This window comes from Dechloromonas sp. A34, from assembly GCF_026261605.1.
GTDB lineage: Bacteria > Pseudomonadota > Gammaproteobacteria > Burkholderiales > Rhodocyclaceae > Azonexus.
Genome location: NZ_CP102486.1, coordinates 1,825,845 through 1,839,039 on the forward strand (window position 1 = coordinate 1,825,845; position 13,195 = coordinate 1,839,039).

Annotated in this window: 9 protein-coding genes; 8 read left to right on the top strand and 1 reads right to left on the bottom strand. The window is 66.2% G+C overall.

The genetic code is table 11. From position 1 onward, the window contains the following. Positions 1-2: 2 nt before the first annotated feature. Genes NQE15_RS09200 through pip form a run of 3 tightly spaced genes read left to right on the top strand, consistent with a single transcriptional unit; the run spans position 3 to position 2,938 of the window. Entirely contained in the window at positions 3-1,352 is a 1,350-nt protein-coding gene (locus NQE15_RS09200) for an ATP-binding protein (RefSeq protein ID WP_265948863.1), read from the top strand. Next, positions 1,349-1,996, top strand: a complete 648-nt coding sequence (locus NQE15_RS09205; RefSeq protein ID WP_265948865.1) for a response regulator — start codon at positions 1,349-1,351, stop codon at positions 1,994-1,996. The genes NQE15_RS09200 and NQE15_RS09205 overlap by 4 nt, the downstream gene beginning before the upstream one ends. Next, the gene (gene pip / locus NQE15_RS09210) at positions 1,997-2,938 is read left to right on the top strand and encodes a prolyl aminopeptidase (RefSeq protein ID WP_265948868.1); all 942 of its coding nucleotides are present in this window, start codon (positions 1,997-1,999) and stop codon (positions 2,936-2,938) included. It begins immediately after the preceding gene. A 72-nt stretch (positions 2,939-3,010) separates the two neighbouring features. Here pip and NQE15_RS09215 read toward each other — a convergent pair whose 3' ends face one another. Then, positions 3,011-4,318 carry an ethylbenzene dehydrogenase-related protein gene (locus tag NQE15_RS09215; RefSeq protein WP_265948871.1) on the bottom strand — a complete coding sequence of 436 codons (1,308 nt, stop codon included), beginning with the start codon at positions 4,316-4,318 and terminating at the stop codon, positions 3,011-3,013. A 260-nt stretch (positions 4,319-4,578) separates the two neighbouring features. Between NQE15_RS09215 and NQE15_RS09220 the strand changes: the two genes are divergently transcribed. The 5 genes from NQE15_RS09220 (at position 4,579) to NQE15_RS09240 (ending at position 13,195) form a co-directional block, all read left to right on the top strand. Beyond that, positions 4,579-6,129: a B12-binding domain-containing radical SAM protein gene (locus NQE15_RS09220; RefSeq protein WP_265948874.1), complete on the top strand. Its 1,551-nt coding sequence runs from the start codon at positions 4,579-4,581 to the stop codon at positions 6,127-6,129. A gap of 120 nt (positions 6,130-6,249) precedes the next feature. Continuing rightward, on the top strand, positions 6,250-8,010 hold the full coding sequence (locus tag NQE15_RS09225; RefSeq protein ID WP_265948883.1) for a PAS domain S-box protein: 1,761 nt from the start codon (positions 6,250-6,252) through the stop codon (positions 8,008-8,010). Positions 8,011-8,298: 288 nt separating this feature from the next. Further along, positions 8,299-9,024, top strand: coding sequence for a sulfate reduction electron transfer complex DsrMKJOP subunit DsrO (dsrO, locus tag NQE15_RS09230; protein ID WP_265948891.1), 726 nt, complete (start codon positions 8,299-8,301; stop codon positions 9,022-9,024). Between the two features lie 2 nt (positions 9,025-9,026). Then, the gene (nrfD, locus tag NQE15_RS09235) at positions 9,027-10,097 is read left to right on the top strand and encodes an NrfD/PsrC family molybdoenzyme membrane anchor subunit (protein ID WP_265948895.1); all 1,071 of its coding nucleotides are present in this window, start codon (positions 9,027-9,029) and stop codon (positions 10,095-10,097) included. 11 nt (positions 10,098-10,108) lie between these two features. After that, positions 10,109-13,195: a molybdopterin dinucleotide binding domain-containing protein gene (locus NQE15_RS09240; protein ID WP_265948897.1), complete on the top strand. Its 3,087-nt coding sequence runs from the start codon at positions 10,109-10,111 to the stop codon at positions 13,193-13,195.

The window sequence follows — 13,195 nt, forward strand, 5'->3', positions numbered from 1 at the left end:
CAATGAACGCCCGGCTCAGCCTCCATACCCGCATCAGCCTCGTGCTGACCGGCCTCGCCGCCAGCCTGTTGCTGGTCCTCGGCGGCGTCTGGTTGCACGGTGCCCGGCAGGGCATCCACGAGGAAGTCGAGGCGGCGAGCCGGGTGTCCGAGCAGTGGCTCAAGGCCCTGGGCGGCGAGCTGAAAGACGCGCCGGCCGAACGGCTGCTTGCCGTCGTCCGCCCGCTCGGCCGCATTCGCGCCAACGAACTGCAGGTCATCGCAGCCGACGGCGGCCTGCTCTATACATCGCCGCCGCCGACCTACAAGGCCGGGCGTAGCGTGCCGGCCTGGTTCACCGCGTTGCTGCGGCCCGAGTTCGTGCCCCGCACGCTGGTCGTCGGCGAGCTGCAACTGGTGCTCCAGCCCGATCCCTCGCGCGCCCTGATCGACGCCTGGGACGACCTGGTCGCCATGGCCGGCTGGGCGCTGGCCCTGCTCGGAGTGCTCTTCGTGGCCACCCGCCAGGCGCTGGCACTGGCCCTGCGCCCACTCGGCCAGGTCATGCTGGCCCTGGACCGCACCGGCAGCGGCCGTTTCGACACCCGCCTGCCGGCCTTCGCAACGCCGGAACTGGGGCGCCTGTCGCGCGCTTTCAACGGCATGGCGGACCGCTTGCGGGCGGCGGTCGACGATAACGTCCGCCTCGACACCGAGCGCGAAGTCGCCCACCGCATGCAGGCCCGGCTTGAGGACGAGCGCCGGCTGATCGCCCGCGAACTGCATGACGAACTGGCCCAAGGCATTACCGCCGTCCGTGCCCTGGCCGGTGCCATCGTCCAGCGCACGGCCGAACAGCCGGCGCTGTACAGCCCGGCGCAAAGCATCGTCGCCGTCACCGGCGAAATGCAGGAAGGCGTCAAGGCCATCCTGCATCGCCTGCGCCCACTGCCCGGCGCCAGCTTCGGAGCTGCGCTGGAACGCCTGCTCACCGCCTGGCGTCTGCAGCACGAAGAGATTGACCTGCAGGCCACGCTGGCCTTCGGCGCGGCGCCGGTGGCCGACGAACTGGCCCAGGCCGCAATCCGCATCATCCAGGAAGGGCTGACCAACGTCGTCCGCCATGCCGGTGCCAGCCGGGTCGAACTGGCCCTCGGCCGCTGCGCCGATGCCCTGCAAATAACCTTGAGCGACAACGGCCGCGGCCGCGACGGCCGGCCCTCGGCCCAGGCCGGCAGCGGCCTCGGTCTGGCCGGCATGGCCGAGCGCGTCGCCGCGCTGGGCGGCCATCTCGAATTCACCACCCCGGCCGGCGGCGGTTTCTGCCTGTCCGCCCGCCTGCCGGAATCCACCACCATGGAGGAACTCTCATGAACCAAGCACTGCACGGCGTCCGCGTCCTGCTCGCCGACGACCACGCCATCGTCCGCCTCGGTTTTCGCCTGCTGCTCGAAGGTGCGGGGGCGGTCGTCGTCGGCGAGGCCGATACTGGCGAAAGCGCCATCCGCCTCTACGCCGAAACGACGCCCGACCTCGTCGTCATGGATGTCTCGATGCCCGGCATCGGCGGCCTGGCGGCGCTCGAACGCCTGCTCGTCTGGGAAGCCAAGGCCCGGGTGCTGATGCTCTCGGCGCATCACGACGACATCGTGCCGGTGCGCGCCCTGCGCCTCGGGGCCAGCGGCTACCTGTGCAAGCGCGCCGCACCCGAGGAATTCCTGCGCGCCGTCGGGCAGGTCGCCGGTGGCCGCCGCTACCTCGATCCAGAACTGGCGCAGACCGTCGCCCTGGCCCAGCTCTCCGGCTCGGCCCAGCCGGTCGAGACGCTGACCGAGAAGGAACTCGCCGTCTTTCTGAAGCTGGCCGAAGGCCGTTCTGTCAATGACGTGGCGGCCGACTTCTGCCTCAGCCCGAGCACCGTCGGCACCCATCTCTATCACATCAAGCAAAAACTCAATGTCCAGAACGCCGCCGAACTGACCCTGGTCGCCGTGCGCAACGGACTGCTCGAGGTCTGATTGATACCCGATCCGCTTTTCCCTATCCGCCAGCCGCGCTATGCCCGGCAGATGGCGGTCGGCGACGGTCACCTGGTGTATGTCGAGGAATGCGTCGCCGACTACGGCCTGCCCGTGCTCTTCCTGCACGGCGGCCCAGGCAGTGGCTGCTCGCCGGTCCAGCGCCGGCTGTTCGATCCGCAGCGCTTCCACGCGGTGCTCTTCGACCAGCGCGGCTGCGGCCGCAGCAAACCGCTCGGCAGCCTGCGCGCCAATACCACGGCGCATCTGGTGACCGACCTCGAATACCTGCGCGAAGCCCTCGGCATTCCGGCCTGGATCGTTTTCGGCGGCTCCTGGGGCAGCCTGCTGGCGCTGACTTACGCCCAGCTCTACCCGGAGCGCGTGCTCGGCCTGGTGCTGCGCGGCATCTTTCTCGGCTCGGCTGAGGAAATCCGCGCCTACGTGCAGGGCGGCAACGGTGTGCCGCCGGAGGCCTGGCAAGCTTTTGCCGAGGCCATGCCGGCCGGTGAACGCGGCGATCTGCTGGCGGCCTACACCCGCCGTATCCTCGGCGACGACCTGCTGGTCGCAACGGCGGCCGCCCATGCCTGGCTGGATTACGAACGGGCCCAGATGGGCGAAGCGCCGCTCACCGCAGCGCCCGACGCCGTGCAACTGGCCAAGGCGCGGATCCAGCTGCACTACCTGAGCAATCACTGCTTTTTGAACCCCGGTCAGCTGCTGGCCGGCGTCGACCGCCTGCGCCACATCCCCGCCACCATCGTGCAAGGCATGGCCGACCCGGTCTGCCCGCCGCATATCGCCGAAAAACTGCACCGTGCCTGGCCGGAAGCGACCTGGATGCCGGTCGCCGGCGCCGGCCACGGCGGCCTGAGCCCCCCGATCGCCAAGGCCTGCATCAAGGCCCTGGGCTGGGTGGCGGAGTGCGTGGAGGGGTAGGGTTGGCGGGGGGCGAGCTTGCCTCCCGCCCGGCGCAGTGCGGTTGCCGTCGGACGGCAACCGCGTCACGGCTTACTTCAGCTTGACGGCCTGAATGTCGGTCTTGGCCTTGGCGCCGAAGCCGACAGTGCGGACCCACGAGACATGGTGGCCGCGGGTCGTAATGCTGTCGTCGTGCACCGCGAAGCCGACGCTGTAGACGCCGCCTTCCTTGAACGCCTTGTCGTCGTCGTTGGCAAGGTTCAGCGGGCGGGTCAGCAGCACCGTCCAGGTGCCGTCCTTCCACACCCCGACGGCCTTGTTGTCGGCAGCCGAACCGGTTACATCGCCCGGTTGCAGGTAGTAACGCGGCACCATGTCGCCTTCCTTCCAGCCGGCGTTGGGATCGAAGGGCACCGCATTGCCGCCCTTGACCAGGTAATTGGCCTGCCGCCTGAGCTGGTTGGCAGTGACTTCCTTGCTGCCGAACTTGGCGGCGTCGAACATGTATTTGGGCTGCTTGGTCTTGTCGTCCATGTTCGAGGCGAAGGGGTTCTTGCCGGCGTCGAAATTGCGCCAGTGGAGTACCCAGCCGTCGTCCGCCATATTGATCGGATTGCTGCGGTTGGCGCGCCACTGAATCAGGTCGGCAAAGCCGCCCTCGGCCTTGATCTTGGCAAGCTCATCGAGCGACTTACCGGTCTTCCAGTCGGAAGGGTCGTTGCGCGAGGCGGGCAGGTACTTGCGCACGTCGGCCTTGCCGTAGGCTTTCATCGCCTCGTTGGCGGCGACTTCGTCCTTGGTCGCGACCTTGCGCGAATCGCGCTCGCCGTCGTGGCAGGTCAGCCAGCAGCCTTGTTGCGCGAACATCGGCACCTTGCCGTCGTCGATCATCATTGACAGGCGATCCTCGTAGATCGCCGGCTGCTTCCCTTGCTGGATGGGCGCGTCGAGGCGCGGCGCGCCCCAGGCCTTCCATTCCTTGCCGTCGAAACGGTAGTAGGGGTACTCGGTGCCCGGTTCCGGCGCCTGGGTCTTCCACTGGAAGCGAAAGTAGGCGTTCTCGGCATCGTAGGCGGCCTGCACCTGGAGTTCGACAAAACCGTTCTTGGCACGCACCGGCATCGGTTCCAGCGGATTGGCCTTGACCAGCTTGGCGCCGAGGTCCTTCTCGTTATCCTCTTCATCGTGGCAGGTAGTGCAGGCGTCGCCGCGGATGACCTCCTTCGAGGCTCCTTTGTGTTCGGCGCTGCGCAGCCATTCGTAAGTCGACTGGCCGGGATAGAAGAGCGGCACTTTGACGACGGGAACTTTGGGCCAGTTTATCTTGGCCGGATCGGCGGCCAGCGCCGGCATCACGGCGAATGTCGCCGCGCAAAGGATGCTTGTTTTTAGTTTCATGATGGACGTCCCTCCTGATCGGGATTGAAGACTGGAAACTCGACGGGGTAGCACACCTGCATGGTTTGAGCTGTGCGGCATGTATCCCGTTCAGGTAGAAGATACTACGCTCCCGGAATGGATACAGGCTGATCCGCTTCAAGCAAGGCGCAAGAATCGCCGCTGGTTCCCCTGACTGCGCGGAGTTGAGCATAGGCCCGGTACTATGTATGTGCGGTGGGCTGCATAATGCTTGATCCAAGCTTCCACTATCGTTTCCAGTGATCCATCCGCCGACCATCGTCCTCGCCACCCTCAACGCCAAATATATCCATGCCTCGCTCGGCCTGCGCTGCCTGCTGGCCAACATGTGCGAGCTGCGCGGACGGACCGCGCTGCGCGAATTCACCATTGCCCGCCCGGCGCAGGAAGTGGCCGATGAACTGCTGCTGACGCTGGGTGCCCCGACGGCCGGCCCGCAGATCCTCGGCTTCGGCGTCTATATCTGGAATGTGGTGCAGACGACCGCCGTGCTCCGCCTGCTGCGGGCGGAGCGGCCCGAGATCAAGGTAGTGCTGGGCGGCCCGGAAGTCAGCCACGAGGTCGATCAACAGGAAATCATCGGGCTGGCCGACCATGTGATTACCGGCTGGGGCGACCTGAGCTTCGCCAAACTGTGCCGCGCGTTGCTCGCTGGCCCCCGGCCGCTGAGCAAGGTGATTGCCGGCGAGCAGCCGCCGCTTGACCAGCTGGCGCTGCCCTATGACGAATATTCCGACGCCGACCTGGCGCACCGCCTGCTCTATGTCGAGGCTTCGCGCGGCTGCCCGTTCAAGTGCGAGTTCTGCCTCAGTGCTCTCGACAAGACCGCCTGGGCCTTCGACCTGGAGCGCTTCCTGGCCGCGATGGATGGTCTCTACCGGCGCGGGGCGCGTAATTTCAAGTTTGTCGATCGCACCTTCAACCTCAAGATCGACGTCTCACTGCGCATCCTGCAGTTCTTCCTCGACCGCCTGAGCGACGAGCTGTTTCTGCATTTCGAGGTCGTGCCCGACCATCTGCCGGAGCGCCTCAAAGCGATGATCGTGCAGTTCCCGCCCGGCGTGCTGCAGTTCGAGATCGGCATCCAGAGCTTCAATGCCGAGGTCCAGCAACGCATCTCGCGGCGCCAGGACAACCAGAAAGCCGAGGCCAACCTGCGCTGGCTGGTGGAGCACGCCAATGCCCACCTGCACACCGACCTGATCTTCGGCCTGCCTGGCGAAACGCTGGCCAGCTTCGCCGCCGGCTTCGACCGCCTCTATCGTCTGGGGCCACACGAGATCCAGCTCGGTATCCTGAAGCGCCTGCGCGGCACGCCGATCGCCCGCCACAGCCTCGACCACGGCATGGTCTACGACCCGGCGCCGCCCTACACGGTGCGCCAGACCGCCGTCGTCGATGCCGCGACCATGCAATGTTTCGCCCGCTTTGCCCGCTACTGGGACCTGCTGGCCAATTCGGGCCGCTTCCCACAGACGCTGCCGCTGCTGCTCGACGAAGGATCGTCGCCTTTCCAGGCCTTCCTGGCCTTCGCCGACTGGCTGTGGCAGACCACCGCCAGGACCAGCGGCCTGAGCCCGGAAGCGCTGGTCGATGCGCTGTTCGAATATCTGACCCGGCACTGCGCCTTGCCGTATCCGCAGGTCACCGCCGCCTTGCTCGCCGACTACGTGGCGAGCGGCGCACGCGGCAGCCCGGCGGCCCTGCGCGGACGCCTGCCGCCCCGGGAATCGCCCAAACCTTCGCCAAGACAACTGGCGCAACGCCAGGCGCAGCATCGGGCGGCCTGAGATGATGTGCGGGTGAGCCCGTATATCTTGGGGAATAGGAATGGGGTCAGAATCGGCCCTGCCAAGAATTAGACGAAAACCGATCCGTGCCCATCGCGCAACCCGATATGCAGATTCACCATGAAAAGAGCCGGACTTAGCCTGATCGGGCTCACCGATCGTGAGCACGAAGTCATGTTGCTGGCGATCGAGGGGCTGAACAACAAGGGAATCGCCACCCGCCTGGGGATCAGCCATCGTACGGTTGAAACCCACAAGGCGCGCGTCCTGAGCAAAATGGGCGTCGATACCGTCGTCGACCTGATCCGCAGCGTCGATGCCAGTCGCAAGGCCGATGCCGAAGCGCTCTCCGACCTCTACGAAAACGCCCCCTGCGGGTATCACTCGCTGGGTCTGGACGGCACCATCCTGAAAATCAACGATACCGAGCTGCGCTGGCTCGGCTATCAGCGCAGCGAGCTGGTCGGCTGCCGGAAAATGTCCGAGTTGCTGACCCCGGCCAGTGCCGAGATTTTCGCCGTCAATTTTCCGAAGTACATCGAACAGGGCAAGTTGAACGATCAGTACCTGGAGTTCGTGCGCAAGGACGGCTCGGTATTTCCGGTCCTGGTCAATGCCACGGCCGTGACGGATGGCCAGGGGCGCTTCCTGATGAGCCGCTCGATGGTCATCGATCTCACCGAGGCAACCCTTGCCCGGCAGCAGGAAAAGGAACTGAACGAGGTCAAGGAGCTTTACCGCACCGTTGTCGAGGATCAGACCGAAGTCATCTGCCGGCTACGTGCCGACGGCACTTTTGTATTCGTGAACGACGTCTATCTTCGTTTCTTCGGCAAGGACAGAAGCGAACTGATCGGCAAGAAGTGGCACCCGATGGCACATCACGACGATATTGCCCACATCGAGACCCAGTTGCGCCTGCTGACGCCCGAAAATCCCGTCGTGACCATCGAGAACCGCGTCTATTCTGGCAGCGGTGAACTGCGCTGGATGCAGTTCGTCAACCGGGCCTTCTACGACGATGGCGCCCTGCGCGAAATCCAGTGTGTCGGCCGCGATATTACCGAGCGCAAGGCCGCCGAGCTGGAACTGGAACGCTACAAGACCGGTCTCGAGAAACTGGTCGAAGCCCGGACGGCGGCCCTGGCCTTCGCCAAGGAGGCGGCCGAGGTGGCCAACCGGACGAAGGGCGTTTTCCTGTCCAACATCAGTCACGAACTGCGCACACCGATGGCCGGCATCATTGGCATGACCGGGCTGGCGATACGACGGGCCACCGACCCCAAGCAGATCGACCACCTCAACAAGGTGATGTTTTCGGCGCAGGAATTGCTGGCGATGATCGACAACATCCTCGAGATTTCGCGCAGCGAATCCGAACAGCTCGCGCTCGACAACAGCCGTTTCACGCTCGACGATTTCCTGTGTCACGCCGCTTGTGCCGCGAGCCGGAATGCGCAGCAGAAGGGCCTGGTGCTGCACTTCGACATCCCGCCCGAGCTCGCCAGAATGAAACTGCTCGGCGACCGCCAGCGCATCGAGCTGATCCTCGGCGCCCTGGTCGACAATGCCATCAGGTTCACCAGCCAGGGTTCGGTGACGGTCAGCGTCGCGATCGCCGAAAGAATGAGCGAAGGCCTGCTGCTGCGTTTTGAGGTCAAGGATACCGGCATCGGCATTTCCGCCGCCGATCAGAAACGCCTGTTTACCGCTTTCGAGCAGGTCGACGATTCGGCCACCCGCAGCAATCGCGGGGTGGGCCTGGGTCTGGCGCTCAGCAAGCGCTTCGCCCGGGCGATGGGTGGCGATCTGGGGGTGGCCAGCGAGGCCGGCGCCGGCAGCGCCTTCTGGTTTACCGCAAGGCTCGGCGTGATTGCCTGAGGCGGGCGGGCAGTCGGCGGCAAGGCCGCCTATGCCGCGGCGCGCCATCCGGTGATGACCAGGGTGATACCGCCCAGCACGGCGAGCGAGGCCAGCACCAGGCGCAGCATCGGGCCTGACGGCCTCGCCCACCAACGGCGGTGAGCCGGCCTTTGCAGCCGCCATCGTTTTTTGTGGCGGGAAGGCCGGCGATAGGGATTTATACCTATCGCCATGCACCTTTCTTCCAATTTCGCTCCGGTCGCGCGCCGCCTAAGCTGAGTCCGTCATCAAACAACGGAGCTTGGCATGAACGCTCATCCTGATCTTTCCCGGCGTGCTTTCTTCGGCGTCCTGCCCGCAGTCACCGCCGGCCTGGCGATGCCGGCCCGGGCCGCCGACGAGGACGGGCCGCATTGGTCGATGCTGGTCGATACCCGCCGCTGCATCGCCTGCCAGGCCTGCATCATGGCCTGCGCCATGGAAAACGTCTCGCCCGAGGGGCAGTTCCGCACCGTGGTCGCGACCTATGCGGTGACCGGCGCCGAGGGCAAGACCGGCCTCGCCGTGCTGCCCCGCCTGTGCAATCACTGCGAACAGCCGCCGTGCATTCCCGTCTGCCCGGTCGGTGCCACCTTCAAGCGCGCCGACGGCATCGTGCTGGTCGATGGCGAGCGCTGCGTCGGCTGCGCCTATTGCGTCCAGGCCTGTCCCTACGATGCGCGGTTCATCAATCACCACACTGGCAAGGCCGACAAGTGCACCTTCTGCAGCCACCGTCTCGAAGCCGGGCTGCTGCCCGCCTGCGTCGAGACCTGTGTCGGCGGCGCCCGCATTTTTGGCGACATCAACGATCCGGGCAGCGAGATCAGCCGCCGCCTGAAGGCCGCCGAAGGCCAGACCCAAGTCCTCAAGCCGGAAGCCGGTACGACCCCCCGCGTTTTCTACATCGGCCTCGACGCGCAGCTGAACGGCCGGGTCGATGGCGCAGCCGCCGCCGACATGATGTGGCGTCCGGACCTTCAAGGAGGATGAACATGTACACGAGCGTTGAAGTCCTGGGCTTTGCCCGGGAAGCGTCCTGGTTGCCCTGGGCCGTCCAGTACTTTTTCCTGATCGGCATTTCGGTTGCCGCCTTTTCCCTTTCCCTGCCCGGTCTCGTCTGGCGGCTGCCCGAGTGGCGCGGCGTCTCCCGGCGGGCCTTGCTCGCCGCCCTGGTCTGCGGCCTGGCGGCGCCGGTGGCTTTGCTCGCCGACCTGCATCAGCCGGGGCGTTTCCTCAATTTCTACCTGCATCCCAATCTCGGCTCCTGGATGGCCTGGGGCTCGTTCTTCATTCCGCTCTATCTGCTCGGCCTGGGTCTCTACGCCTGGCTCTGCCTGCGGCCGCAACTGGCTGTGCTGGCCGGGCGCGGCGACAAGCTTGCCGCCGCCTATCGCGTGCTGGCCTACGGCGGCCACGACAACCCCGGGGCGATCCGCGCGGCGGCCGTGCTCGCCGGCATCGGTGGCGTTCTGGTCATGCTTTATACCGGCATGGAAGTGATGGTGGTACAGGCCCGTCCGCTCTGGCACAGCCCGTTGCTGCCCTTGCTCTTCCTGATGACGGCGCTGACCGGCGGCATCGGCCTGACCAGCTTGTTCGAGGCGCTGACCGGCCAGCGGGCGGCGGCGCCCCTGCTCAATCGCTGGCTCGAGCGGGGCCAGTGGGCGACCTTGCTGCTCCTTGCCGCCTGGCTGGGGCTGGGCGTTAGCGGCCTGTCGGCGAGCGCGGCCGACGCCCTGGCGGCGATGCAGGCTTCGTTCGGCTGGCTGGTGACCGGGGCCTGGCTGTTCGCCAGCAGCCTGCTCACCCTGTGGCTGGCCCGTAGCCGGCGCGATTCCCTGCTCCTGCCGGCGCTGTTCGCCCTGCATGGCGCCTGGCTGGTGCGCTGGGTCGTCTTCATCGGCGGCCAGAACCTGCCCAAGATGGGCAGCGCCAGCCACGCCTACTTCCTGACCCTGACTCCGGACAGCCTGCTCGGCATCATCGGCATGGCCGGCCTGTGTCTCACCATCTATATCGCCCTGACCAGCGTCATCCCCTGGGATGAGCCGGCCGAAGCCTGAGGAATACGATCATGAAAATCAGCAAACGTCGTCAAGTTCTCGCCCTCGGCGGCCTGACCGCCTTCGCCGTCGGTTATTCCGAAACGGCCGGCCGCATGGTCGGCAAGCTCTTCGGCAAGGATGCCCCCAGGCACCAGACCGCCGGCGACGCCCCGGCCCCGGAATTCCGCATCGACCGCCAAGGGCGGCTCGAGGTCAATCAGGCCCAGCAGGTCAGCTATACGACCTGCCTCGGCTGCACCACGATGTGCGGCGTCCGCGTCCGCATCGACCGGGCTTCCGGCAAGGTGCTGCGGGTGGCGGGCAATCCTTACAGCCCGCTGTCCACCGACCCGCATCTGCCGATGAAGGCCAGCGTCCGCGAGAGTTTCGTCGCCATCTCGGCCCATAACGGCAAGGGGCTGGATGGCCGCTCCACGGCCTGCGGCCGCGGCAACGCCGTCGCCCAGCAGATCGACTCGCCATATCGCGTACTGACCCCGCTCAAGCGCGTCGGTCCGCGCAACGGCGGGCAATGGGCGCCGATCTCCTTCGAGCAGCTGGTCAAGGAAGTGGTGGCGGGCGGCAACCTGTTCGGCGAAGGCAACGTCGAAGGCTTGGGCAGCCTGCGCGACCTGAAGACGCCGATCGACAGCGCGCAGCCGGCGCTCGGGCCGCGGGTCAACCAGGTGGCGGTGCTCTCCAGCGTCAATGACGGGCGCGAGAACTTCGCCCGCCGCTTCTTCCAGAAAGCCTACGGTACGCTGAACTTCATCGGCCACGGTTCCTACTGCGGCGGCTCCTACCGCTCCGGTTCCGGCGCCATGTTCGGTGACATGAAGGCGATGCCGCACTGCAAGCCGGATTTCGCCAATGCCGAGTTCGTCCTTTTCGTCGGCACTGCCCCGGGCCAGGCCGGCAATCCCTTCAAGCGCCAGGGCACGCTGGTCGCCAAGGCGCGCACACAAGGCAAACTATCCTACGTCGTGGTCGACCCAGTGCTGACCCATGCCGACAACCGGGCCAGCGGCGACCGTGGCCGCTGGTTGCCGATCCGTCCCGGCACCGACGGGGCGCTGGCCATGGCGATCATCCGCTGGCTGTTCGAGAACGAGCGTTTCGATGCGCATTTCCTGGGCTTTCCCAATGCGGAACTGGCCAAACAGAACGGCGAACCGTCGTTCTCCAATGCCAGCCACCTGGTCGTCGTCGAGCCGCAACACCCGCGCGAACGGCGCTTCCTGCGCGCCTCCGATCTTGGCGCCGAGCTGTCCGAAGAGCAGCGTTACAAGGAAGGCGACGCCTTCGTTTGTCTTGATGATTCAGGCAAGCCGGTATTGAGCAGCCTGGCAACGGGCCCGGCCCAATTGCTGGTCGACACCGTGCTCGCCGTCGGCGGCAAGGAGGTGCGGGTCAAATCGTCGCTGCAACTGCTGCGCGACGAGGCCATGCGCCTCGACCTGCCCGCCTATGCCGCAGCCTGTGGCATCCCAGCTGAGACCCTGGCCGCCCTGGCCAAGGAGCTGGCGTCGCACGGCAAGCGCGCCTCGGTCATCGCCCACGGCGGCATGATGAGCGGCAGCGGCTTCTACAACGCCTACGCGCTGATGAGCATCAACGCCCTGCTCGGCAATATCAACTGGAAGGGCGGCTTCGTCGCCAACGGCGGCGGCTTCAAGGACAACGGCGAGGGGCCGCGCTACAACCTCGACGCCTTCCCCGGCATGGTCAAGCCTTCCGGCACGCCGCTCGGGCGCAATGTGCCCTACGAGAAAACCGCCGAATTCGCCGCCAAGAAAGCCGAAGGCAAGCCCTATCCGGCAGCGGCACCGTGGTTCCCGAATGCCCCGGGGCTGACCACCGAACTGCTGCCCGGCGGCATCAACGGCTATCCCTACGCCTTGAAGGCGCTGATCCTCTGGTCGTCCAACCCGCTCTACGGGGTAACCGGCCTGCGCCAAAAGATCGCCAAGGATCTGGCCGATCCGCAGAAACTGCCCTTGATCATTTCGGTCGATCCCTTCATCAACGAGAGCAATGCCTACGCCGACTACATCGTTCCCGATTCCCTGATGTACGAAAGCTGGGGCTGGGTGGCGGCCTGGAACGGCGTGCCGACCAAGGCGATGAGCGCCCGCTGGCCGGTCATCGAGCCCAAGGCCGAGAAAGGGCCGGACGGGCGCGCGATCGGCATGGAAACCTTCTTCATCGCCCTGGCCAAGGCCATGCAGCTGCCAGGCTTCGGCGCCGGGGCGATCAGCGACCCGGAAGGCAACAGCTACGCCCTGGATGCCCCCGAGGACTGGTATCTGCGCGGTGGCGCCAATATCGCCTGGCTGGGCAAGGAGCCGGTGGCCGATGCCAGCGAGGAGGACATCATTCTCTCCGGCGTCGAACGCATCCGCCCGCTGCTCGAAAAGACGCTGAAGCCGGAAGAGGTGGCCAAGGTGGCTTTCCTGCTCAGTCGCGGCGGCCGCTACCAGCCGGGCAAGGATGCCTACGACGAGGACAATCCGGAGTGGATGCGCAACCCGATGAAGGCCATGGCGCACCTCTGGAACGAAAATGTCGGGACCGCCAAAAACAGTCTGAGCGGCAAGCGCTTCAGCGGCTGCGCGAGCTGGGTCGAGCCGTCGTTCGCCGACGGGACGCCGGTGCGCCAGCACTATCCGGCCGAGCAGTGGCCGATGCAACTGGTCAGCTACAAGTCGGCACTGCAGAACCCATACTCGATCGGAGCGACCCGCCTGCTCGCCCTGCATCCGGAAAACCCCGTATTGATCCACCCCGACGATGCCCAGCGCCTGCATCTGGCCATGGGCGACCTGACCGAGATCACGACGCCGGCCGGCAGCCTCAAGGCCAGGGTCATGGTCCATCCCGGGATCACGCCGGGTGTGGCGGCCTTTGAGCATGGCTTCGGCCATCGCGAACTGGGCGCCCGCTCCCATCGCATCGGCGACCAACGGCAGCCGGAGAACGAGCGTCTGGCCGCCGGCGTCAATCTCAACGACATCGGCCTGCTCGACCCGACCCGACCGGACCGGGCGCCCTGGGTCGATGCCGTCTCCGGTGCCGCCGTGCGCAATGGCTTGCCGGCGAAGATCCGCCGGGCTTGA